We start from the raw sequence: 24,988 nt of genomic DNA, 5'->3' as shown, positions 1-24,988 counted from the left end.
AAAAATTAAAAGAAAGCGAGAGCGTATCCCTATGAAACTGAGAATTAATTTTAAAAACTTGACGGTTCAGGTCGTTATCGCTATTGTGCTGGGTATTCTTTTAGGTCACTTTTTTCCTGCAACAGGCGAAAAACTCAAAGTGCTTGGAGACGCCTTTATCAAGCTCATTAAGATGGTCATCGCCCCCATTGTATTTTTTACGGTTGTACACGGGATTGCCGGCATGGGGGACATGAAAAAGGTCGGTCGTATCGGTGGAAAGGCTCTTCTCTATTTTGAAATCGTTACCACGATTGCGCTGGCGATTGGTCTGATCGTGGTCAATCTGGTAAGACCGGGGGCTGGCATTGATGTGAGCAAAGCAACCGGGGACGTATCTCAATATGCTCAAAAAGCAGCGGAAACAAGTCACGGGGTAGTTGATTTCATCGTGGGTATTATTCCTGAAAATGTAGTAAGCGCTATGGCAGGTGGAGAATTGCTGCCTATCCTGTTTTTTGCCATCCTCTTCGGACTGTCACTGACGGCCATGGGGGAGCAAGCCAAACCCGTCATTGTCCTGTTCGACAAACTGTCGCACGCCTTCTTTGGCATCGTCAATATGGTCATGAAATTGTCCCCAATCGCCGCATTTGGTGCCATGTCATACACCATTGGTAAATTCGGCATTGGGTCGTTAACCTCTCTGGGTAAGCTGATGGGTTCCGTTTACCTGACTATGGCCTTATTCGTTATCATTGTGCTCGGTCTGATTGCTCGCATGTACGGGTTCAGCATTTTCAAGTTTATCGCTTATATCAAAGAAGAAATTTTACTTGTACTCGGTACTTCATCCTCCGAGTCTGCCCTGCCACGTATGATGGACAAAATGGAGAAATACGGCTGTTCCAAATCGGTGGTTGGCCTGGTCATTCCAACGGGCTACTCGTTTAACCTGGATGGTACGGCGATTTATCTGTCCATGGCCGCCATATTTGTGGCTCAGGCCTCCGGCGTCGACATGACCATATGGCAGCAGTTGACACTGCTCGGTATTCTCATGCTGACCTCGAAGGGAGCCGCGGGCGTCACTGGTTCCGGTTTTATTACACTGGCAGCCACGTTGGCGGCATTCCCTTCGATCCCGCTGGCCGGGATGGCGCTGCTGCTTGGCGTTGACCGCTTTATGTCAGAAGCACGCGCCATCACCAATCTGATCGGTAACGGGGTCGCTACTGTCATCGTCGCCAAATCGGAAAAGGAATTTCATCCCGACAGACAGGCGGAGATGGCTTCAGCATCGGCTGAGCTTGAAACTAGCCCTTTACACAGCCCGATTACTAAATCCGTATAATAATGCATGCTTTATGTAGAGCCGGTTTACGGCTCTTTTTTGCGTTTCAATGGACAAGGTTCCATTTACGCATTTTCTTTATTAAATGTACAGTCAGATATCCTATTGCTAATAATCCTGTGCTTATAAACCAACTAATAATTTCGAAATTAATAGTTCCCCCTAAGAAAAATGAATGTATACAAAAAGAATATATATGGTGATTTACACATTGGGCTCCCGTTTTGCAAACTCTTGTAACATACCTCTTATTTGTTCTACTAATAAAGCAGGCGCTTTCTTTGGTGAGCCCGTGTCAAACGGAGGCTGAGGATCGTATTCCAAAATCAATTGGACTCCTTTACTCATATCTTCTCCCAATTCCCATGCTATTAGTTGGAGGGCCATATCAATACCAGAGGAGACACCGGCTGCTGTAACGATTTTGCCCTGACGAACTACTCTCTCATCTGTTGGAATGGTTCCAAGAGATTGGAGCAGGTCTAAGGATCCCCAATGACTGGTGGCTACGGTTCCATTTAACAAGCCTGCAGCGCTCAAAATCAGAGAGCCGTTACAAACCGACGTGGTCCATTTCGTAGTTTCATGTATTTGGCGAATCCAATTTAACGTTTCTTTGTCATTCATTGGAGTTTTATAATTTGGCGGGCTGCAACCTGGAACAACAAGAATATCAGCTGAAGTAACTTCAGAAAAACTGTAATCGGCATGCAAATAACCCATATTTGAGTCCAGTTTGATTAACCCATTTTTCTTAGCGACAAACTTCACTTCACATTTCAGTGTAGCAGCAAATACATCGTATGGACCAATTGCATCTAATGCAGTGATTCCATCGAAAAGCATGATTGCGATTTTCATGATGATCTCTCCTTTGAAGTGGGATTCTATTCTTACACACCAATACTAACATACCCATACGGGGTATGGGTATATAAAATGTTGTGAAAACACTGCTCGGCTTTCTTCATGGACGATATCGCCCACAACCAGAACAATGACCTTTTGAAGTAATAATACGCCTTATCAGTGTATAACCCTCTGCCCTCGACCGAGGTACCTTAATTTCAAACACCTCTTGTCACAAATATGGATTGACAAATGCCCATGCAAACCTTTAATAGTACGTACCTGTAAAAGAGGCTTACTTAAAAAGGGCTACCCCCCAGAGTAGCCCTTTTTATCATCATAAAGCTTCAACATCACGCCTGCAAATCTGTTTATCCAGCTTTCTCAACTGCCCATAAAATAAATCACTGTAAAATCCTTTATGGGTCAGCAGCTCATCATGAGAACCCTGCTCCTCCAGATGGCCATCCTTCAAGACCAGAATCCGATCAGCCTGACGAATGGTATTCAGCCGATGCGCGATGACAAAGCTTGTTCGCCCCTGCATAAGCCGTTCCAGTCCTTCTTGTATTTTCATCTCGGTAATCGTGTCGATGCTGCTGGTTGCCTCGTCGAGTACGAGAATCGAAGGGTTGGCCAAAATAGCGCGAGCGATAGCCAGCAGCTGCTTTTGCCCTTGACTGATGCCGCTGCCATTAGCCTCCAGCACCTTATCGTATCCGTCCTTCATCCGCATGATAAAGGAGTGGGCGTTCGCCAGCTTCGATGCTTCCTCTATCTCTTCATCGGTGGCATCCAGTCTGCCGAAGCGGATATTTTCGCGGATTGTTCCTTGGAACAGAAAGGAATCCTGTAGCACAAACGCCATGCGGGAGCGCAAGCTTTCACGCTGTATGGTGGTAATGTCTCGTCCATCTAACGTGATCATTCCCTCGTCGGGACTGTAAAAACGGGATATCAACTGGATCAGCGTTGTTTTTCCGGCCCCGGTCGGACCGACCAATGCGATCATTTCGCCGGGCTTGGCTTCAAAGGAAATGCCTTCTAACGTATCGCCCCCCTCATCATAGCCGAAGGAAACATCAGTAAATCGAACTGCGCCCTCGGCATGCTCCAGCTCTACGGCGCCGTGCTCGTCCTTGGACTCCTCATCCTCATCCAATATTTCAAATACGCGTTCAGCTCCGGCAATAGCGGACAGCAGGGTATTCCACTGGTTAGCCAGATCGTTCAGCGGTCTGGTGAACTGGCGGGCATACTCTACGAATACGATAATCGTACCTATGGTAATCGAGCCGTGAATCGCCAAAATTCCGCCGATCCCCGCTACCATGGCAAAGCTGAGATTATTCAGCCCGTTCATCAGCTTTGGAATAAAACCGGAAATCGTTTGTGCCCAGAAGCCCGACAGACGGATACGGTCATTACGTTCGCCAAAGCCTCGAATAACCCTCTTTTCCTGCGAAAATGCTTTGATAATCTGCTGCCCGGATAACGTTTCCTCGATGTATCCGTTCAGTTCGCCCAAGTTCTTCTGCCGTTCCTTGTATAATGGACCCGTGCGGCGCGTAATCCAGCGCATCCCGACTGCCATCAGCGGCACCACGATAAAGGTCAGCAGTGTCATCAGCGGGCTTAACCACAGCATGACTGCGAGTGTACCCACCAGCGTCAATATGCTCGAAAAAATCTGAATGGCCGAGCTATTCAGTGTAGAGCTGACATTTTCGATATCATTCGTCAGTCGACTCATGATCTCTCCCTGCTGACGTTTGCCGTAGAAAGGAATTGGTAGCCGATGCAAATGTGAAAACAGGTCGAAACGCATCCGGTACACGGTCTCTTGGGCGATTTCGATCATCCAGATATTTTGCAGCCAGGAGGTCAGCGAATTAAGCAAGTACACAGCCCCCAGCCCAATGAGAAAATAAATCCACGTGCGTCCGCCCGGACCTTCCAGAAAATCGTCCACTGCAACGCCGACCAAATACGGACCCAGCAGAGCCAGTCCTGAACTGAGCAGTACCATGAACAGCACCAGCATCAGCTTGGCCTTGCGGCGGGCCAAATACTCCCATATCCTACCCAGCGTGCCGGACCAGTTCTTGGCCTTGGCCTTGCGGCGTCCCTCTGCTCCTGCCGGGTTCCTCAGCACACCGGACGGCGGTGTAGGCTGACGGAACGGATCAATGAGTTCCTTGAACATGCGACTCCTCCTCACCGTGTTGTGATTCATAGATGCGTCGATACAGCTCCGAACTGTCCATTAAATGCTCATGACTTCCACTCGCGATCAGACGGCCTTCATCCAGCAGTAAAATCTGATTTGCCGATGCGGTCGAGCTGATCTTCTGCGTAATGAGAAATGTCGTGCAGGACAAGCCTTCCAGCGCCTCCAACAAAGCCGCCTCTGTCCGCACATCCAGCGCACTGGTGCTGTCGTCCAAAATAAGCACCGCCGGATGGCGCACCAGCGCGCGGGCAATAGATAGCCGTTGCTTCTGTCCACCGGACAGATTCACACCGCGCTGTCCCAGCATGGTGTCATAGCCTTGCGGCAAGCGCTCAATCATATCGTGAATTTGCGCCATACGAGCTGCTTCCTGAATCTGCTCCAGACTGGCATCCTCCAGCCCCCAAGCGATATTTTCCCGAATTGAGCCAGTGAAAAGAAGCACCTCCTGTGGCACGTAGCCAATGGCCTCACGCAGTATGGAAGCGTCCAGTTCCCGCGCGTCCTTGCCGTCAAAGCGCACACGGCCCTCATCTTCTTCATACAAACGCGTAATGAGCTGCACAAGTGAGGATTTACCCGACCCAGTGGCCCCCATAATAGCGATGCGCTCACCCGGTCGAGCCATAAAGGAAATATCCTTTAGCACCGCGAGATCGCTGCCCGGATAATGAAAGCTCACCCGATCCAGTTCCACCTGTCCCTCTATTCGCGTGTTATGTGTTGGAATAGGCTCCCGTTCCCCATAGTCTTCATGATGTGTCTCCAGTACCTCACGAATCCTCGCCGTGGAAGCGGTCGCCCGGGAAAACACGACAACAATCCCCGACAAGGCAGACAAGGCTCCAATCGTCCGCAGTGAATAATTGACGACAGCGACCACCTGTCCCACACTGGCATCTCCTGTTGCAATTTGCCCCCGTCCGAACCAAAGCACGGCGATAATTCCCGCATTCATCGTAAACAAAATGAACGGCATCGTCGTTTCTGTCCAGCGCAAAGCGGAAACCGTCCCTTTCATCAATTCGCCCCCATAATGGGCAAAACGCTCGATTTCATGCCGCATCCGCACAAAAACCCGAATGAGCCGCATACCTGTCAGATTCTCCTGAATCACCCCGTTAACGTCATCCAAACGACGCTGGACGCCTTTAAACAAAGTGACGGTTCGCCGCATCATCACCAAAACAAACACGAACAGCACCGGGGCCATAACCGCCAGCAACAGTCCAAGTCTGAAATGCACAACCAGCGCCATCACGATGCTGCCAATCACCACCAGCGGCACCCGTGTCATAAACCGCAAGCTCATAAACACCGTATCCTGCACCTGTGTCACGTCCCCCGTCAAACGCGTAATCAGCGATGAGGTAGCAAGACGTTTAAACACCGGATAGGAAAAGGATTGCACCTTATGATACAGCCTTTCCCGCAAATCATACCCAAAGCCCTGACTGGCATGAGAGGCAAAAAAGGAACTGGAAATTCCCGCTATAAAAGCAATAACGGCGCTTCCTACCAGCACACCGCCCCATAACCAGACGACGGACAAATCCTGCTGCCGGATGCCCTCATCAATAATTTTGGAGATCAGATACGGTTGCGACAATTCCACCGTCAGCTCCAGCAGCATCATCACGAGGGCCGCGATGGCCGGAACCCGGTATTTTTTCAGAAAAGAGAACATCATCCCCACAAGCATTCCTCCAATTGCTCGACAGCCGTCCTTCCAGATCAGCGTGTGATCGTCATATGAATCGAACCTGCCATATTACAATATATACACACTTTATACAGCACTATATTTTATTATACCCTTCTGAACGCCCTCCTTCTAACTAATAAATTAAAGATTTCTGCTGACACATTTAAAAATATGCATTAAAAAGAGAGCACGTAAATACGGCTCTCCTTCTGAAAAAAATTCAAATTTACTCGACCCTTACATTTTGGTAAAAAGCCTGCCCTCCAAATACATTCACGCCAAAATGCCCTTCTGCAAACGTACCGTCCTCCAGGTCGATCACCTGTAAATTCAGGTAATAGCCATTCGATCGGTCAGCATTGGCGCGAAAGAGCATGGAACCAGCACTTCCATTTCCATACAGATGCCTCCCTATGCGGCTTTGTAATACATTTGAGATATTAATAGCGTCGCTGCACTTCTTGTCCTATCCTGAAATTCCTTTTTTTCGAGGCTAACACAGAATAGCTCTTATTCTTCAATTTCAACGATGACGTTAACGACAGATGCATCGTGGTCTTTAATTCGAAGTGGTGCTGTGAAGGCAGAAATGAGCTTTTTGCCAACCAATGGCGCTGGATTAATGTCTTCATAAATGAGCATTGTCGGCTCTTCATACTTTTCATGGTCTAAAAAGGCATGGTGGACAAAATAGCCGTTTCCTTTTGCTTCTGTCAAATTTTCAATGCTCAAGGTATCTATGGCCACCGCTTTGCAGTTTGGCAACTTCGTTCGGATGTATTCGGCGGCTTCCGGAGAGACAGCCGGGAAATTATTGGCGTATTTCTCGAAATCCGTATCCCGGTGTTTCCAATGGCTCGTGTTGAAAATTAGAATATCTGCCTCATTCAGTTCTTCATATTCTTTGAGCTTTTCGATAGTGATAAAGCCGTTCGGGCCAAGCGGGCAATCGATTAATAGCGGCTTTCTGTAGATGAAGTCTTCAATCGGAATAGCATCTATTCCCTTACCGTTATTCTTATGATGCCACGGGGCATCGACATGGGTACCGGCATGAAGATACATGCTTAGCACGCTTCCGTTCCAGTCATCCCCTTTGTCCAAACGCTCTTTAGGCTCTAATTTCACTTCCGGCAATCCTGGATAAACAGGCATTCCTTCATAAATTGGGTAACCAATTTCGACGTATTTTGACATACTAACACGCTCCTGTAGAATATAAGATTCCATACTTAATGCTGTAACATTTAGTTTTTGCCAATTGAAAAGGTCCTCTCTGAGTAAAACTACAAACATAGTTTTAAAAACTATCCTTAATTTAAATGTGACATATATTCAAATGCTGTTGTTCCATATACGTTTTTAAATTGTTTATTTAAATGAGTTAAATCAAGTTCTTACATATATCGTCAAGTTTAAGTACATTTTCTAAGTTAGTATGATGAATTATATCTTTTGCTTTCCTGATTAGAGCGTTATCTCTCTTATAGTCTGAAGAAAGATTAGTTTGCATAAGGCTTTCCGTTAGGGATAAGAATAAATCACAGCACAAAGCCTCATCTTTTTCGTTTAATATTGCATTAAAAAGACTTAATATTCTTTGTTTAAGTCTATAATCATACACGATAGGGGTTGAAAAACGTACGATATCCTTTTTCTCAATAACATCTAAAAGCAATTGTGGCTCAATATATAGCATAATATAATCAAGCCCTGCCTTATCATGTGCCCTCCCGTCATGTATCTGTCCTGGATTAAAAAGCATAACACCATTTTGATATGATAATTGTAAACTGCCATCCAAGTTATACTGTTGAATACCACGCAAAGTTACACCTATTGCATACTCCTGGTGAGAGTGCTTTTTATACGTAAAATCAGTAATACATGCTGACAACGCAGTAATACCTGCCGATTTTTTATAGATAAATTTGTCCATTTAATTCTCCTCTTTATTAGCTTACCTACATCCATATCATTACTGCGGCATAAACTAAAAATAATGCCATAATTACATTAACAGTCTTTTGATGCCTTTGTAAAAACTCCTTGAAGATTGTACCGAAAAGAACCCACGTAGCAAATGCTAAAAATCCAACAAGAGTTATAACCATAACACTTATGGTTACTGCAGGTATTGTATTATAGTAGGGCATAATAAAGTTAGGAATTATAGTCAATGTAAATATTATCACCTTTGGATTTAAAAACTGCATAAGGAAGCCTGTCATAAAGGTAGCGGTTTGGTTTACAGCTGGTTTTGATGTATCCATTTTGTAAATTTGATAAGCGAGATAGAACATATAAAAGCTTCCGATTATCTGCATAACAACTAAAATTCTTGGTATAATCGTTATAAGCGTAGTGCTCAACACAGCAGAAAAAACAAGTAATAAACCAAAAGCAATTGTTGCTCCATACGTATATTTCATTGCCTTTTTTGTCCCAAAATTATGCACTGTGGATAATATTACGATATTAGTAGGTCCTGGTGTAAAAGTAACAATACAACAGTATAATAAAAAAGATGCAATATTCATGAGAAAAGCTCCCTTCAAGGTATTCTTATGAATATTACATCTTAAGATTAAATGGTATGTAGTATATTATTGCATGGATTATAATAAAGCTTCTGTAAAGTCTCTCCTTTGCCTCACTAATTGTTTAATTTCATTAGATATCTATCTAAGCGGCTATGAACACAAGTCCTTGTCCTTTACTTTATGCCAAACACCTTGGCCATTTCATTGGATGATGTCATTATTGATGAGCCAAGGAAGAAATGATATGTGCAATAGTTTGCGGGCTTTCCCCACTATTTGACTCAAGCCATTGATTAATGACTCCAATGGAACCGTGAACCATGTAAGTGAAAGAATAGTCCATTGAAAATGGCTCCTTCCTGTTTTGTTTGTCTCCATTTCTTTGCAGATAATCTTCAAGCAAGACTTGTGATAGAAAGTTATTTTTTTCCTCTCTCCGAAATTAAGATTTTATAAATCGTTTTCTTATCTTGAATTATGCTCAATAGGTTGATCAAGGATTCTTCGGTTGTGCAGGGACTTTCTCCTTTTTGTAACGTTTCCATTATTTCTTGATTAAATCCATTCTGCATTACCTCAAATAATTCATAAGGGTCTTTATAGTGAAGATAAAAGGTGCCACGGTTAATATCTGCTTGTTTACATATTTCAGTTACCGTTATTTGAGGCATTTTTTTCGTTTCTAAAAGAGTAAGAAAACTCAATTTAATGGTGTCTGTCGTATAATTACAGGAAATACTGAAACGTCTTAAAGAGCACGAAGTGGGAAATCGATCAACTGTTAGTTAAACAAAAATTCTTGCATTCTTGCATTTCCGGGATCAGTTTTGCTGTTTGTAAAAGGTCAACATGTTCGTTCTAAGTGCTTGAGACTTTCTCTTCCTCAATAACGAATGAGTCCAACGATATCAGTTATTGTCCTCAGTTCGGGACAATATAACTGATAATATTTTATTTATTAATGAGAACAGATAACTCCCCTTCGAAAACTTTCACATCTTTATTGTTATATGTTGACAACAAAACTGTAACTATTCCTGTTCCATTATTCTTCTCATTTACTGCAATAACCTCGACTACTGTATACAATTCGTCACCTGGATAAACTGGCTTTAAGAATTTAAGATTATTCATAGCTGTTCCAGCGATTACATCATCACCATAACTCCCAGTTTCAACCCACAATTTGAATGAAACAGCAATTGTTTGTATTCCTGAAGCAATTATTCCATTGAATCTACCTTGTTTTGCTTTCTCCTCATCCAAGTGCATATATTGTGGGTCAAACTCTGCCGCAAATTTAGTGATATTTTCTTTAGTTATTTTTATGGACTTCGTTTTAAAAATTTAGCCAACGTAAAATTCATTGAATTTCATTATTTTCACCTCATCGTTAATTTGCATTTTTTAATATTAAATCAAGGTTGTAAGGCTAATCAAGTTATGACTCTTTTGGTATGTGCCTGTCTGTACTCTTCAACTTTATTGAAGTGTGAGTATGCCTATTTTTAATTTCATGAAAATGACAGTTAATTAATATTAGACAATCACCTAATCGGATATGGATACAAGTATCAAAATTCAGAATGATCAGTTAAGCCCTAATCAACTAAAGGGAGTTTTGTTGAACAAGGAATTAACGTTGTAACACAGAAGGTTTAAAGTAAAAAAACAGAATGTATAGAGAAGGTTTTCTATTGGAATAATTAGTTATTTTATTTTTATTTGCTATTACACTACATAATCTAGAAGAAGCATTATGGTTGCCAGCATGGTCGAATCAAGCTTCAAAATTCCAGAAGCCTGTGGGGAAAAGCGAATTTTATTTGGCAGTAATTTTATTACTTCGTTGGCTTACCTTTCAACTTTTTATTATTTAAAGAGGTGAAATATGTAATTAGAAGGCTTTGTTAGAAACTATAAAGTCGGTTTGTCAATTTTTTTTATTATAATAATAGATACTTCTAAATATAATAAGGAACTCCGTTAGAAGTTCCTTATTATTTTAGAAAATTAACATGGAAAACGGAGTAGGCGGAATGGTGCTGTACAAGCGGAGCGGTCGCCTTTGCCCCCGGATTTCAAACATTGTGCGTTCATTCAGGAAATCCGGGGGCAACAGCGATGGGAAGCACCATCCGCCTGCGTAGTGGCGCCTCATGTACATTTCCAGTTCAACTTATATATTAATACAGGGAAAGCCTAGTCTATTCTTTTATAAATCCTTTGTTGATTCCGCCGACTCTGCCTCTATTTCCTTCGCATTTGTCTCCGAGGTCTCTGCCTCATCCACCTCATCGCTACTCTCTTCCTGAATTACGGCTCTTGGGGTGTAGAGCTTGGGAATCGGCACATTCGCCCAATCCATATCGGATGCGAAGTAAAAGCTTGTATAGGATGGCTGGTTATAGCCCGTATTTTGGCGGGCCACATCCGCCCGATATTGCGGATCATGCATCAGTGTGTACAATTTATGCGTCGTAGGCTCAGTGCTCAAATAGATACGGATCGCCGAGCTATCCGCTGTGCGGACGAGCATTTCTTCCCGCCAATCTCCGAAAATATCGGCTACCAGTGATGGCGTTCCTTTTGTATAGTTGTTCGTCTTCGTTCCTGTTGCGGTCAGCAATGTACCCCGTTTCCAGTCCTCAATGGTTGGAGTTACGTCAATTGCCCCGTTTACGATTTGAGTGGTCATGTCCGCCGCCCATTTGATACTCATATTAGTGCCAGGCATCTTGGTATCAAGCTGCTTGCCGGCAGCGGTCCATAAGCCTATAGCCCAGGTTTCCAGCCCTCGCTGTTCAGGGTCTATGTCCCCGATCATTCCCCGGCCTGTATCCTTGCCGGAATATCCACCGTAGATGACTTTACCCGTTTTGGCATCCCGCAGCGAATAGCCATAAGGAGCATAGGTGCCGCCCTCATGCACCATAAAGATTTCTTTCCCTGGCCGATCAGGGTCAATATCCGTCACATGCAGCGCATCGCCGTGACCCAAACGGGCTGTTTCGCCGGGAATCGCACTTTCCGATGGCATGACATCGAACGAGCTGTACAGCAGGCTACCGTCATGGTCGATGGTGGCAGAGCCGTATACGATTTCGTCCTTGCCGTCACCATCCACATCCGCCACGCTCAGCGAATGGGCTCCCTGTGTGGTCAAGGTTCCGAATTTCGGGTCCGTTCCATCACGCCCGTGCGGGCTATCGTTAAATGGATTCGTCATTGGCGCCCAGCCGCTGTCCACCATCCAGTTCTTTTGGAGATGGCGACCGTCCCATGTGTAGGTGACCAGCGTGGAACGAGTATAGTACCCGCGTGCAAATACAGCGTACGGTTTGCGTCCGTCCAAGTAAGCCACGCCTGCCAGAAAACGATCCACCCGGTTGGCGGGTTCAATCCGGGCCATGGCGTAATCGCCCCACATGAGGCCATCGTCATGACGCTCCGGCTCATAGCGGACAGTGTCCAGCTCTGCTCCCGTTTTTCCTTTGAAAATGGTTAAATATTCCGGTCCATCCACAATGAAGCCTTCGAACTCTCTCAGCTTGTTTTTGTCGCTCCGCGCAGGCGCGTATACATCCATAAAATAGTCGGTCAAACTTTCCGCATCTTTACGGGATAACGGATAGCTATACTTTGGAGCGATACCAAAGCATTCCTCCAGCGTAGCAGGCCATTTCCCTTTGACCACTTCTTCATGCTTCGTCCAGTTCATGAACATGTTCACCACATGCTCGTAATAATCCGTGCGGCTTAAACGGTAATCGTCCTTATGCGTAATCCCTGCTTTGCGATCCTCACGGGGCAGGGTAATATATGTTTCTTTTTTTGGCTTGCCCTTCTTGTCAAAAGTAATCGTTTTGGTACCCGGAGCCGTTTTGAACATCAGCTCGGCTTTGCCGTCGCCATCAAAATCGTACACTATCATCTGTGTATAATGTGCACCTGACCGAATATTCACACCTAGGTCGATCCGATATAACAGCTTGCCCTCAACTGTATATGCATCGACATACGTATTTCCGGTATAGCCCTTCTGAGAAACGTCCTTGGAGTTCGACGGGTCCCATTTTACAAAAAATTCATATTGTCCGTCTCCGTCCACATCCCCCACACTCATATCATTTGCAGAGTAGGTATAGGACTCACCTGCGGGTGTTGCTCCATCGGCGGGCTTTTGAAGAGGCAGCTCGTAGTAACCCTGCTGCCACGGCGTCACTTTGGCGCTGCGATCCTTTTCCCGTCCATTAACGACTGAAGCCACCCTGTAGACTGCATTTCCGCTTCCTTCTTTATCCACATAGTTGGTGCTGTCGGTCACCGTCGCGATCTTTTTTACCGTCACGGTATACATTAAAATTCGCGCCTGTCAGCCCCGTTGGGCCGTAACCATTCACTTCCTGCGCCAGCAGCCGCCAGCTTAGAAATACACCCTCCGGCGTCACCGCAGCCACCAGTCCCCGATCCAGCTTTTCCAGTTGGATGCTGCCACTTCGGTTCTGTTCGACGGCAACAGCCGATGCTGCCTGAAGCTCCGGTTCAGATGGAGCTTCTGCCGCCATCCCCACAGTTGTACCCGTCATCGCCAGCATCGTTGCCAACGCGGCGGTCAAGGTTCCCTTTCGCCATGCGCCTTTCCTTTGAGCCATCCAAGTCGTCCTCCTCAATTGTGTTGTGATGACAAGCAAATACCCAAAATGATTGCGCTTACATAATTTAAATTCCTTATTATTATAGTTTTGCCGTTCTTCCAAAAGCGTTTAAATATCCGGGGATTTCTCTTCACAAATCCGTGTTGTTTGCCGTTTCACATAAAACAGCCCCCACCAAGCCTATACGAACACGGCAAGATGAGGGCTGAAAAGTATTTACAGAGTTATAGTTTAGTGATATCCGATAATTTGGGCGACAACTACGAATACTGCACCCAGTACGAACCAGACAGCCAGTAGCGGCCAAAAGAAGCGAACCCATTTCTGATACGGAATGCCCGATACAGCCAAGCTTCCCATTAAGGCTGAGGAAGTAGGCAAAATCATGTTCGAAAATCCGTCTCCCAATTGGAAGGCAAGCACCGTCGTCTGCCGTGTAATGCCGAGCAGATCGGACAGCGGCACCATAATCGGCATCGTCGTTGCGGCCATTCCCGAACCGGAGGTGATGAATACGTTCATAATGTTTTGGAACACATACATACCCAGCACTTGTACCGATTCAGGCAAATGTCCCACCATGATAGCAAGGCTGTTAACGATGGAATCAATCACATTGCCGTGATCCAGTACAACCACGATGGAACGTGCAAAACCGATAATCAGCGCACCATAGGTGATATCCTTGGCCCCTTTGGCAAACTCTGTCGCAATGCGACTTGGCCCGTAGCCTGCGCAAAAGCCGGAAATGACTCCCATCGAAAGAAACAGGGCAGCCAGTTCTTCCATCCACCAATCCTTTTTGGACACTCCCCAGATCAACATCGCGAAGCTTACTACAACGGTCAAAATGATCAGGATATGCTTAAGCTGTATGGAAGGCAGATTGGATAGATCCACTGGCTTGTCTTCAGCGCTCTTTTCCAATTCGTAAACAAGGCTGATTTCCGGGCTTTTCTTCACTTTACTGGCATAACGCATAATATATAAGCTCGTAATGACGATCAGGATGACCAACAGGATGGCACGAAGCCACAGCCCTGAAAAAATAGGAATTTGCGCAATCGCCTGTGCCAAGCCGACATTAAACGGATTCAGCAGCCCGGCAGTAAATCCACAGGAAGCCCCCAGTGAAATCATGGCCGTACCCGTCATCGCATCAAATTTCAACGCCCGGGCGATAGCAATACCAATCGGCACGAATACCATAACCTCGGTGGACATGCCCATCGTAAAACCGCCCACGGAAAACAGGGTAATAAATACCGGAATCACCCATATACCTTTGTTGGAAAAAGATCTTGCGACTCTTCCCGTGACCGCCTCAATCGTTCCCGAGGACGTAATAATCTGAAAAACACCGCCGATGATCAGAATGAAAAAGACCACATCGGCAGAATCGACCAGACCGGATACGATGGATTTTGGAATATCCCACAGCGTAACCGGATTCGGATCGACATGAGCGTACGAACCGGGAACGAGAAGCGTTTTGCCGGTTGTTTCATTTTTAACCCGTTCAAACTCTCCGGCGGGGACGACATAGGTCAATATCCCGGCCACTAAGGTCAGAAAAATAAGAATGACAAAGGTATGCGGCATTTTCAGCCATTTTTTCGGGCCGCTCGGTACGGCCGTGTTGCTACTCATTCGGATGCTCCCCCGTTTCTCTGCGCTTGCCACTGTTCAAATTCAGTCCGTACCTCTCTCAAAGCCACCGGATCGGTCACGAGATCATAAGCCGTTAATGCCAGCGCTTTGGCGGCATAATTCATTTCAATCATGCCTTCCTCCGCTCCCGCAAGCTGGGCAAATTCCGGCGTATGCGTGGATGCGTCACCCAATCGGATGTAAGGATGAATCGCTGCGGTAATCTGACTGACATTGCCGATATCCGACGAACCGATCCCCCCTTGCGCAGGCGGCTCGTGTACCTCCAGACCGAGCTGCTCCAGATTGTTCTGGAACAAAGCGGCCAGCTTCTTGTTCGTATTGCGCTCCGCATAAATAAGTCCCTCGGCAATGTCCACGGTGGCGCCCATGCCTTCTGCCGCCGCACGAACAGCGCGATACACCTTGCTCCGCACTTCTGCCAGGCCGACAACGGTTTGCGCCCGCAAAATAAATACGGCCTCGCACAGCTCCGGCACAACATTCGGGGCATCTCCGCCCTTTGTAATAATGCCGTGGATACGCACGTCGCTGGTGACGAACTGGCGAACTGAATTAATCGCCACAAAGGCATTAATCATGGCATCCAGTGCGCTGATGCCCTTCTCTGGGGAGGAAGCGGCATGGGCCTGCTTGCCATGAAACGTAAACGTGGCATCCACGCAAGCCAATCCACCGCGCAAAACCATCGTTTTGCTCTGCGGATGCACCATCATTACGGCGTCAATGCCGTCGAACACGCCATGCTCGCACATGATGATTTTGCCGCCGCCTTCCTCCTCGGCTGGTGTGCCTAACACCACGATGCGTCCGGGAAGATCCGGCATCGCTTCCTTCAGAGCTATAGCGGCCCCCACTGATGCGGTACAAATCAGGTTGTGTCCGCAGGCATGTCCGATGGCTGGAAGTGCATCATATTCAGCCAGCAGAGCGATTGTGGGTCCGCCGGATTTCCCTTCCCATACCGCACGGAAGGAGGTTTCCAGTCCGGCAATGCCTTTTTCCACAGCAAAACCAGCCTGTTCCAGTGTATTGGTGAGCCAGCCCTGTGCCTGATATTCATGAAAGCTTAGCTCAGGATGTTTATGTATCGTTCGGGCAAGCTCCCGTAATTCGTGATCCTTCGCATCTACAGCCTTCATAATCTCTTCATGGAATGGCGTTTTGCCATTATGTCCGTTCGTTGTTGAGTTCATCAATGGAATGCCGCCTTTCATTCGTCATAACGAATAAATATACAATCAATATTCAACATTGTATAAGCGAATGCCAGTGAAGTAAATTTAATATTTTTTGGGTTTATCCTTAAAATTATTTTATATATGACATGACATCTCTTGAAATACGCCATTTTTAACCAAAAATTACGTATATTAGCTGCCTTCATCACGTCAAGACTGGAGCATCCATTCTATAAATCTCTCCACTGCCATAAGGTGGCTAGATTTATTTTTATACAACATCCATGTTCGACGCAGGACAGGCTCCCCGTTCTTACGAACTAAGTTAAATGCATATAATTCATCCTTTGGAGAGACAAATATTTCGGGTACGATGGAATATCCCAGTCCGTGTCGGACCATTTCCTTGCAGGTTTCGTAGCTGTCCACCTCCATGGAAACCCGTGGCGGCCTGCCCAACATTTCACTCCACCACGCCTGCACCGATTCGTTAAACGAGGAATACATGTGGCCGGAAAGCTGCGGTTTGCCCGGGTCCTTATAACGAATCAGCGGAAGCTCCGGCAATTGCTCAAGCTCTACAGCTTCTTTGGAGATCACGCAAATATGCTCCTCATGAAGAAGATGCTTTCCCTCAGACCAAGGGTAATCATTGCGAATGACACCCAGATGAATTTCATCTCCGCGAAGCATTTCATAAATTTCTGCGCTGAGTCCGCAGGTAACGGAAAATTGCACATCAGGATAAATATCCTTGAAGCTCTTTAAGATCGGCGGAAGCCGATAATGCCCGTAGTAGCTTGAAATCCCTAACCGGAGTGTCCCTTTTACCTCGCCTCTCAGGTGAATAACGGCTTCTTTTAATTCGGTCAATTCTCTCAAATTTCGTTTGGCATACTCAGCCAATCTTTCCCCTTCCATGGTCAGCTTCGTTCCTCTGTTCCCGCGTACGATAATCGGCACCCCGAACTCCTTTTCCAATTGGTTCAGACGGTAGGTCAAGGCGGGTTGTGTAATATACAAACGCTCGGCGGCACGTTTCAGACTATGTTCTTCTGCAATGTAGCACAACATCAGGCAATCCTTTTCATCCATCATCGTCACTCCTTTCGTTATATTGTTCCCTTGTTCATCCGTTCCCAAATTCTCCGCAGGAAAAAAGCCCACAGACGTATCGGTCTATTATACCGCACGAAGGGCTTGGGCAAAGACCCGGTTAAACGATAGAACTAACATCATTAAAACAATTTGTGTAAAAAAATTTATTAATAAGGAGATTTGTTATATATGAAAGACAGGATTTCCAATCCAAATTGGAGGTGCTGTGCGTGATCTCACATGTATTACACTTTGTGACTCCGCCGATCCCTTATTTTGTTGACTGCGGTCGTGCCACTTATCCTGTTGGTGAATCTCATATTAGTCGAAGTAATATCGGGGCGTTTGATCTGATCGTCGTCGTTGAGGGAAATCTGTCTATCGGTGAAAACGACAGGGAATGGACACTGACCGCAGGCGATGCTCTCACTCTCAGGCCGGATGCCGATCATTATGGTGCAGCCTCTTGCCCGGTACATACGGAAATTTTTTGGATTCATTTTCAGACCTACGACAGTTGGAGAGAATGTGCGAATATGGACGAATGTCTGGACAGTGAGACACATCTACTTCAAAAACATACTAAAAGCATGCTCAAGGTATATGGTATGACCCCGATGGAATTTTTGCTGCAAACCCCATGGTCCATTGCCCGCATTTCAGAAGAAATCGGTTTTCATCATGCATCGCATTTTCGTCCTGTTTTTCCAGAAGAGAGGGCATTTCCCCTTCCCTGTTCCGCAAAAAGTTTGCCTATTCACGCTCGTAGTTTACCAATATGACGTATGTGCTCGCTATGAATGTATCGTATTTTACAGATAAATATATTAAAAAAAGCTCACTGATGGATAGAAGGAATCTCTCATCGAGTAAGCTTTTTTAGGCTAGCATTTTGCATAATTCGATTCCCAATGCTTCATGCAAAATGCTCAGGTTTGAAAAAATCATTCCTCCAGCTCTGCACCAGAGGCAAGACTCAAGGATACCTTCTCATTTAACTGAAAGGACAAGGGCGATATGACCTCCCAATGTCGCGTACCGCTACGAATATTATAATGAAATTCTTTACCCTGAAACTGTACATTGGCAATTTCCGCCGGGATTCCCTGTTCACCCTCTCTTGCAAGAGAGAACTGATCAGGCCGCACAGGATACAGTCCATGTGTTTTAAAATACGTGCTAATCGGCAATCCCGACCATGCTGTATTCACGCTGCCTTCCGGTATAAAACGGTTATTGATCCACTGGCCTTCGACAAGGTTGGCTTTGGACACAAACTTGGCGACAAATTCGGTCTGCGGGCGCAAATAAATATCCTGTGGAGTACCTACTTGTTCAATACGTCCTTCCTTCATCACAACAATGCGGTCCGCCATAGCCAATGCCTCTCCCTGATCATGTGTTACATAAACAATTGCAGAGCCAGTTCTGCGGTGAACATCCTGTATTTCACGTCGCATATCCATACGAAGCATAGCATCCAGGCTGCTCAACGGCTCATCCATCAGCAACAGCGATGGCTCGGAGGCAATCGCACGCGCAATCGCCACCCGCTGTTTCTGACCGCCCGACAGCTCATGCGGCATACGGGAGGCCAAATGCGAAAGACCCGCAAGCTCCAGCACCTGCTCTACCCGCTCCTGCTCATGTTGCTTAATATGCGCAGGCGTTTCTTTGTGCGTACGGATTGGAAAACGAACATGCTCTGCCACATTCATATGTGGCCACAAGGCGAAGGACTGGAAAACCATGCCGATACGCCTTTTTTCCGGCGGTAACTGAATACCATTTCCGGCTACGATATTACCATTCATGCTGATGTGCCCGGAGCTAGGCTGCTCGAATCCGGCAAGGATACGCAGAAGTGTTGTTTTCCCGCACCCGGATGGTCCCAAAATCGCCACAAACTCGCCATCCTCAATGGTTAAATCAATCACATGAAGCGCCTGAGCGCTGGCAAAGGATTTGCTGATTTGTTTTATTTCAATACTCATGATCGCACTCCCTTACGTGTCGCCCATTTCTGAACAAGCAGCACAATGGCTCCCCCGGCCGCGATGAGAACGACGATCAGACTAGACAATGCAGTAGAATAAAGGGTCTCCCCGGCCTGCTCAAAACTGAATATGGTGACTCCTATCGTCTGTGAACCGGATGAATAAAGTAATGCTGACACAGTCAGCTCCGTCAATGCCGTCAGAAATACCAGTAGCCCTCCGGTCAAAATCCCCGGCAGCACCAGCGGAAGAAGAACCGCCGTCCACTTGCGCCAGAAGCCAGCTCCCGATATGCGTGCTGCCTCCTCCATAGAAGCATCCACCTGCATAAAAGCTGTAATACCGGAGCGAATCTGTAAAATCATAAAGCGGCATATATAGGCTATGAACAGAATACCCATGGTTCCATAAATTCCTGGATTCCAACCAGGAACGGGTTCCATCCAGACCAGTATCATGGATAAAGCAAAAACAATGCCTGGCAACGTATATGGAACGGCAGTGGCAAGCTCAGCTATCTTATTCAGGCGTGAAGGCTTGCGCACACGCATATAAGCGAAGCAGGAACCGATCAGCAGACAGACCAGCATCGTAATCAGTGATAGCGTCAGGCTATTCTGAATCGCTTGCCAAACTCTCGGATTTTCAAACAAAATGTAGCGATAATTGCCTAACGTCATATTGGACGCTGTCAGACCGAGTCCGTAGGCTTTTTTCAAAGACATCGACAGCATGGAAGACAGAGGCACTACCGTAACCAGCAGCAGAAAAGCCCATACTAATACAGATACCCCCTTGCTGGATTTACCCAGCGTATATCGAGGTGTATGATCCGGCTGGATGGTGTCCGAAGCGTGGCTTTTACGGAGCAGCAGCCATTGCAACAGGCTCCCCAGCACCGCCGCGAGTCCCAGTAACACAGACAGTGAAGCTCCACGCGCAAAGGCCGATGGACCGAACCCGATAATCTCCTCGTAGATCAATGTACTAAGTACCGATATGTTTACGGGTGTTCCCAAGAAAGCCGGGATGCCGAAATTGTCCATAGAAGCCAGAAATACCAGTAACCCCCCAGCCGTCAATCCAGGCAGAGACAATGGGAGTGTAATTCGGCGAAACGTTTCTATTTTACTAGCTCCCCCCGTTCTTGCTGCCCATTCCAGATCGCGGGGAATTTTTCTGAATACATCCAGCGTGAACATATACACTAATGGAAAATGATGAATCCCCATGACAAAGATAATACCGCCCATACTGTACATGCTCCAGGGCGTTAATCCAGGATCAAACCACTGTAATAGCTTGGCTACCCAGCCTTGCGTACCCATAAAGGAAGACCATGATAAGGTGAGTACGTAGGATGGTAAAATAAAGCACATTAAAATTGCCAAATGGAGTAGCCTCTTGCGAGGAATATCCGTATAAGCGATCAGCCAGGCGGACATGGCCCCGAGCGCGAGCGACAATACAGTAGAACCCGCCACGATCATTACTGTGCTACGTACTGTGTTCCAGAAGCGTTCCTGTTTCAGCAATCCTGAATAGTTCGCAAGCGACAAACCCTGTTCTCCCTGAAAACTGAGCAAGATCAGCTTCAGAATCGGAAGTACAAAAAATAGGAATACCGCTATAGCACCAAGCCCTGTGATCATTCCTTTTTTCCAAACTAACCGGGAGAGCACGGACAAAGGTTGTCGCCCTTGTCCGTATTTCAGTTGAGACTGCTCGTACGGTTTTGCTTTTTCTATCTTGACTCGTCCCATGCGTTATTGGCCAAACACTTTAATAAATTGCTGCTTGTCTGCTTCACGCTCGTCCGTCAGCTTCACAAGATCAGACGAGAGCACCTTCAAGTCCGATATCCCCTTCAAGCCTGCTGGAGCCGCAACACCTTTACGAATAGGCGCATAGCCAATTTCCGCAGCCAGCTTCTGCCCATCCTCCGACAACACAAAGTCCACAAAAGCCTGAGCTGCCGCCGTATTGTGCGCATCTTTCATAATTGCAATCGGCTCTGTGATGATTGGCACACCCTCTTCCGGATAGCTCAGCTCCACAGGTGACCCCTTGGCCTTTTCCCGTGCAACCAGATAATCCACGACCATTCCGTAGGATTTCTCGCCGCTGGCTACCGCCTTCATGACAGCCCCGTTTCCTTTGATTACAGACATACCGTTATCCTTCATACTCTGGAGAAAATCCCAGCCAAAGCCTTCCGTACGGCTAAATACGCCCACATTATACGCTGCCGCACCTGAATAGAGCGGACTTGGCATAATGCTTGCATTCTTGCTATCCGCAGATGTAAGTATCTTCCAAGAGGTTGGAGCTGCGGTTACCTTTTGGGTATTGCTTGCCAGCACAGTTGCCAAGACTTTGGTCCCGGTATACATACCATCAGGGTCTGCAAGCTCTGTAGGAATGTTCGCCAGTTCAGGTGATTTGTAGGCTTGCAAAAGGTTCTCCTTTTTGAGACTTTCAAAGGTTACAGCATCAGCGAGCAGCAATATATCTGCCTGAGTCTGACCCGCTTGGCGTTCAGCCTGAATTTTGCTAGTGACCTCCTCTGTTCCAGAACGGAAAATGTTCACTTTAACATCTGGATACTTCTGATTGAATGCTGCTGTCAGCTTGGTTGCATCCTCTTCCGGCTGTGAGGTGTAGAAGGAAAGACTGCCTGAAATCCCCGTCGACGTTGCTGTGCTCTCACCGCTGCCCTCTGTAGACGTCTGTTGTCCCTGTGCCGAGCATCCACTAAATACGAGCAGTGCCGCCAAAGCGGGCCATACCAAGCTTTTTTTAATATTAATCACAGATGATCGCTCCCTTTGTGTATAAAATCTGATCGTTAATGTCGTGATGAACTTATAATTATGATCTGTTGAGCAAGTAACGGTGAATCGCCTCAGCCACTCCATCTTCGCTGTTGCTGCCTGTCACAACCCTGGCAATCGCCTTCACCTGCTCGTTAGCGTTGCCCATAGCGATACCAAGTCCTGCCCAACGCAGCATCTCGATATCATTATCATAATCACCTGCTGCTGCCACCTCGGAAGGAACAATGTCCTGCTCCCTGCACAGCTGTTCCAGTGCAACTCGCTTGCTGATTCCCGCTGCATTCACATCAAATCGACGACTGCCGGTTCGTGTCAGCTGGAATACACCCCAACTATGCAATTCAACATATAGCCGTTTCAGCACATCCCTGTCATCACATATGACAGCAGCCTTGTACAAAGGCTCGTCTGTGGATTCAATGAAATATTGCATGCTCTTTTCAATCGGCTCTACCCGAATTAGTGCAGTTTGATCCTTGTAATTTTCCTTAGTTAAAGCTTTATCCGGCTGAACTACCACGTTGGCGAGAGGCCAGCGGGTATTCATATCGTTAAGCTCCTGAACAAAAAGTTTATTGTAGCCGTAAAAATGTACGTACGCCCCGGCCCCATGTACAGCCTGCACCAGTTGGAATGCATCTGCTCTATGCAAAGGACTTCCAGCAAAAATATTTCCGGTTTCAGCGTCCAGCGTAACCGCGCCGTTCAGGGCAATCAGCGGGAAATTCATCCCTGCTGCTCTTGCATGCAGCCATACGGATGCCGGAAATCGTCCGGATGCGATAGTTACTTTTACACCAGCCTGCATGAGTGCTTGTATGGAATGCCTTGTTTCCGTCGTAATCATCTTGTCTGGATTGAGCAAGGTTCCGTCCATGTCAAGGGCGAGAAGTTTATACATGTAGCCGTTCCTCCATTTTCACAATTAGACCCAATACAGACGGGAGGGTTCAGGTAAATCGACAGGGCCACCAAAGGCTTGGCTCGCTTCCTGTCGCATCAGCTCCAGGTTACCGTCACCCGGCAGATGCACCAGGACGAGTTTTTTGACATTGGCCTGCCCGGCAATCATTCCAGCCTGAATCGCATCCATGTGGCCCGCCCCCGTAGTGTGTACACTGCCTTTACAGATGGTGGCCTCACATAAAAAGATGTCAGCATCCTTCGCCAGCTGGATTAAAGCATCACAATAAGATGTGTCACCGGAATATACGAGTACTTTGCCACGGTATGTGATCTTGACCGCATAGCAAGGTATCGTATGCTCTACAGGTACAAACTCTATTTCCGCCCCAGCCATATACAACTTCTTTTTCGGATCAATAACATGGATATCCGTATGCGTTTCATACAAGGAGCTCAGCTTGTCAGCAGGTTCAGCCGGGGCATACAAAGCCAACCGGTGAGGCATACGTCCATTTCGGATTGCCCCTGCCGCTGCATATTGGAGAATCCCCATATCCGCCATGTGATCATGGTGCAAATGAGACAAAATAACCCCCGATAATTCCTCCACTCTCGTCTCAAAAGAAAAACGGCTCATCACTCCGCTACCGCAATCGAGCAAAATTTGCCCTTCTGCCGTGGTTACCAGATAACCTGCCGTTGCCCCACCAGCCGTGGGATATCCCCCCCAGTAGCCTAGTATTTTCACATTCATGTGTGCACCTCGACCCAGTTCTTGTTTCAGCTTTCCGCAATGTTTATTTAGGGGGTTGCCGATCCTTGGTTACAAATGTTACGAACAGTTACAATTGTAATCAGCCTCTATTTGGGCAGTGTTAAGCAAATGTCAAATCTAAGTAAAGCAAAAATAAGGTATTTTCACGTCGCTTGACTCTCTGCCAGATTCCAATTTATAGTGGGTGTGTGCGGCATTATTACGATAAAGGCGGACTATATGTGAACATAGAAGAACGCAAAATGTTGGTGAAGGTTTGCAAAATGTACTATTACGAATCATGGACGCAGGAAAAAATTGCAGAGAAGATCGGCGTATCAAGACCCATGATTTCCAAGATGCTGCATCGGGCACGCGAAGAGGGAATTATTGAAATCGTCATTCATGATGACGATCATGAAATCTCCACATTGGAGAAGGAAATCGAGCAGCTATTTAAGCTAAAGCAAGTGTTGGTCGTACCTACTAAAGATTTGAATAAAGAGATGCTTTCAAGTGCTGTCGGGAAGGCCGCAGCCCAATTTGTTCTCAAGTTGATCAAGAATGGCGATCGCATCGGGGTTTCTTGGGGAAATACGTTATATCATATGGTCAGAGAGTTTCCAATAGAGAAAAAAGAGAACGTCAAAATCATTCCTCTGGTTGGCGGAACAGGCAATCATCGGAATGAGATGCATTCCAATCAGATCGCTTATGAGCTATCTAAAAAGCTCGGGGTCACATGCGACACACTGTATGCACCCGCCGTCGTAGAAACGGAAGAATTAAAGAACCAAATCATTCAACTTCCCAATATTGCTGAGGTTTTGAAGGAAGGAGAACAAATTGATCTGGCGCTGGTTGGCATCGGCAATCCGTTCTCCATGTCCACCATGGAAAGATCCGGTTATTTAAATGAGCAGGTACTCACCGAATTGAAAGCGATGCACATTGTCGCCGATATCAATTCCCGGTTCATTAACCGGGATGGTAAGGTCAATGAGCATCCAATTAATAATAAAGTCATCGGGTTGGGACTGGATCAATTGAAAAAGACAAAAACCGTCGTGGGTATGGCCTTTGGCCTGCACAAAATTGATTGCATCCTGGCTGCTTTAAGAGGTCGATTCATCAATATGCTCATTACAGATGAAGCAAGCGCGAAAATCATCGTGCAAGCTCAAAAAAGGATGTAAAAAACGGACAGTGGAATGATTTCCATT

The 24,988-nt window shown here is 46.4% G+C and carries 20 protein-coding genes and 2 pseudogenes; 4 read left to right on the top strand and 18 right to left on the bottom strand.

Annotation, left to right across the window (positions count from 1 at the left end; translation table 11 throughout):
• The first annotated feature begins 31 nt into the window (after positions 1-31).
• Entirely contained in the window at positions 32-1,333 is a 1,302-nt protein-coding gene (locus QMK20_RS04930) for a dicarboxylate/amino acid:cation symporter (RefSeq protein ID WP_283654834.1), read from the top strand.
• 204 nt (positions 1,334-1,537) lie between these two features.
• Here the strand turns inward: QMK20_RS04930 and QMK20_RS04925 are convergent, their stop codons facing one another.
• From QMK20_RS04925 to QMK20_RS04885, 9 genes and pseudogenes are all read right to left on the bottom strand, one after another.
• Positions 1,538-2,194, bottom strand: coding sequence for a DJ-1/PfpI family protein (locus tag QMK20_RS04925; RefSeq protein ID WP_283654833.1), 657 nt, complete (start codon positions 2,192-2,194; stop codon positions 1,538-1,540).
• 325 nt (positions 2,195-2,519) lie between these two features.
• Positions 2,520-4,388 carry an ABC transporter ATP-binding protein gene (locus QMK20_RS04920; protein WP_283654832.1) on the bottom strand — a complete coding sequence of 623 codons (1,869 nt, stop codon included), beginning with the start codon at positions 4,386-4,388 and terminating at the stop codon, positions 2,520-2,522.
• Positions 4,369-6,105, bottom strand: a complete 1,737-nt coding sequence (locus QMK20_RS04915; protein WP_283656206.1) for an ABC transporter ATP-binding protein — start codon at positions 6,103-6,105, stop codon at positions 4,369-4,371. The genes QMK20_RS04920 and QMK20_RS04915 overlap by 20 nt, the downstream gene beginning before the upstream one ends.
• A gap of 241 nt (positions 6,106-6,346) precedes the next feature.
• The gene (locus QMK20_RS04910) at positions 6,347-6,496 is read right to left on the bottom strand and encodes a hypothetical protein (protein WP_283654831.1); all 150 of its coding nucleotides are present in this window, start codon (positions 6,494-6,496) and stop codon (positions 6,347-6,349) included.
• A 134-nt stretch (positions 6,497-6,630) separates the two neighbouring features.
• Positions 6,631-7,317, bottom strand: a complete 687-nt coding sequence (locus QMK20_RS04905) for a cyclase family protein (RefSeq protein WP_283654830.1) — start codon at positions 7,315-7,317, stop codon at positions 6,631-6,633.
• A gap of 116 nt (positions 7,318-7,433) precedes the next feature.
• Positions 7,434-8,059: pseudogene (locus QMK20_RS04900) on the bottom strand (AraC family ligand binding domain-containing protein).
• Positions 8,060-8,084: 25 nt separating this feature from the next.
• Positions 8,085-8,660, bottom strand: coding sequence for a LysE family translocator (locus tag QMK20_RS04895; protein ID WP_283654829.1), 576 nt, complete (start codon positions 8,658-8,660; stop codon positions 8,085-8,087).
• A 220-nt stretch (positions 8,661-8,880) separates the two neighbouring features.
• On the bottom strand, positions 8,881-9,066 hold the full coding sequence (locus QMK20_RS04890; protein ID WP_283654828.1) for a TetR-like C-terminal domain-containing protein: 186 nt from the start codon (positions 9,064-9,066) through the stop codon (positions 8,881-8,883).
• Between the two features lie 548 nt (positions 9,067-9,614).
• Positions 9,615-10,010, bottom strand: a complete 396-nt coding sequence (locus tag QMK20_RS04885; RefSeq protein ID WP_283656205.1) for a MaoC/PaaZ C-terminal domain-containing protein — start codon at positions 10,008-10,010, stop codon at positions 9,615-9,617.
• Between the two features lie 416 nt (positions 10,011-10,426).
• Between QMK20_RS04885 and QMK20_RS27320 the strand changes: the two genes are divergently transcribed.
• Positions 10,427-10,543: a hypothetical protein gene (locus tag QMK20_RS27320; RefSeq protein WP_404520424.1), complete on the top strand. Its 117-nt coding sequence runs from the start codon at positions 10,427-10,429 to the stop codon at positions 10,541-10,543.
• 335 nt (positions 10,544-10,878) lie between these two features.
• On the opposite strand, the pseudogene QMK20_RS04880 reads toward QMK20_RS27320, so the two are convergent.
• The 4 genes and pseudogenes from QMK20_RS04880 to QMK20_RS04865 form a co-directional block, all read right to left on the bottom strand.
• Positions 10,879-13,318: pseudogene (locus QMK20_RS04880) on the bottom strand (rhamnogalacturonan lyase).
• Positions 13,319-13,552: 234 nt separating this feature from the next.
• Positions 13,553-14,971: a YfcC family protein gene (locus QMK20_RS04875; protein ID WP_283654827.1), complete on the bottom strand. Its 1,419-nt coding sequence runs from the start codon at positions 14,969-14,971 to the stop codon at positions 13,553-13,555.
• The gene (locus QMK20_RS04870; RefSeq protein WP_283654826.1) at positions 14,968-16,188 is read right to left on the bottom strand and encodes a M20 family metallopeptidase; all 1,221 of its coding nucleotides are present in this window, start codon (positions 16,186-16,188) and stop codon (positions 14,968-14,970) included. The genes QMK20_RS04875 and QMK20_RS04870 overlap by 4 nt, the downstream gene beginning before the upstream one ends.
• Before the next feature lie 195 nt (positions 16,189-16,383).
• The gene (locus QMK20_RS04865; RefSeq protein ID WP_283654825.1) at positions 16,384-17,271 is read right to left on the bottom strand and encodes a LysR family transcriptional regulator; all 888 of its coding nucleotides are present in this window, start codon (positions 17,269-17,271) and stop codon (positions 16,384-16,386) included.
• A 230-nt stretch (positions 17,272-17,501) separates the two neighbouring features.
• On the opposite strand from QMK20_RS04865, the gene QMK20_RS04860 reads away from it, so the two are divergent.
• Positions 17,502-18,053 carry an AraC family ligand binding domain-containing protein gene (locus tag QMK20_RS04860; RefSeq protein WP_283654824.1) on the top strand — a complete coding sequence of 184 codons (552 nt, stop codon included), beginning with the start codon at positions 17,502-17,504 and terminating at the stop codon, positions 18,051-18,053.
• A gap of 162 nt (positions 18,054-18,215) precedes the next feature.
• Here QMK20_RS04860 and QMK20_RS04855 read toward each other — a convergent pair whose 3' ends face one another.
• The 5 genes from QMK20_RS04855 to QMK20_RS04835 form a co-directional block, all read right to left on the bottom strand.
• The gene (locus tag QMK20_RS04855) at positions 18,216-19,265 is read right to left on the bottom strand and encodes an ABC transporter ATP-binding protein (protein WP_283654823.1); all 1,050 of its coding nucleotides are present in this window, start codon (positions 19,263-19,265) and stop codon (positions 18,216-18,218) included.
• Positions 19,262-20,920 (bottom strand): ABC transporter permease, encoded by a 1,659-nt coding sequence (locus tag QMK20_RS04850; protein ID WP_283654822.1) that lies wholly within the window; start codon positions 20,918-20,920, stop codon positions 19,262-19,264. The genes QMK20_RS04855 and QMK20_RS04850 overlap by 4 nt, the downstream gene beginning before the upstream one ends.
• A 114-nt stretch (positions 20,921-21,034) precedes the next feature.
• A complete protein-coding gene (locus QMK20_RS04845; protein ID WP_283654821.1) occupies positions 21,035-22,081 on the bottom strand; it encodes an ABC transporter substrate-binding protein in 1,047 nt (348 codons plus the stop codon).
• 58 nt (positions 22,082-22,139) lie between these two features.
• A complete protein-coding gene (locus QMK20_RS04840) occupies positions 22,140-23,006 on the bottom strand; it encodes a Cof-type HAD-IIB family hydrolase (protein WP_283654820.1) in 867 nt (288 codons plus the stop codon).
• Between the two features lie 24 nt (positions 23,007-23,030).
• Positions 23,031-23,765 carry an MBL fold metallo-hydrolase gene (locus QMK20_RS04835; protein ID WP_283654819.1) on the bottom strand — a complete coding sequence of 245 codons (735 nt, stop codon included), beginning with the start codon at positions 23,763-23,765 and terminating at the stop codon, positions 23,031-23,033.
• A gap of 242 nt (positions 23,766-24,007) precedes the next feature.
• Between QMK20_RS04835 and QMK20_RS04830 the strand changes: the two genes are divergently transcribed.
• Positions 24,008-24,961 carry a sugar-binding transcriptional regulator gene (locus QMK20_RS04830; protein WP_283654818.1) on the top strand — a complete coding sequence of 318 codons (954 nt, stop codon included), beginning with the start codon at positions 24,008-24,010 and terminating at the stop codon, positions 24,959-24,961.
• Positions 24,962-24,988: the final 27 nt, after the last annotated feature.

Origin of the sequence: Paenibacillus sp. RC334, assembly GCF_030034735.1 — a bacterium.
Taxonomy (GTDB): Bacteria; Bacillota; Bacilli; order Paenibacillales; family Paenibacillaceae; genus Paenibacillus; species Paenibacillus terrae_A.
This window is presented reverse-complemented; position numbering and strand designations above follow the sequence as displayed.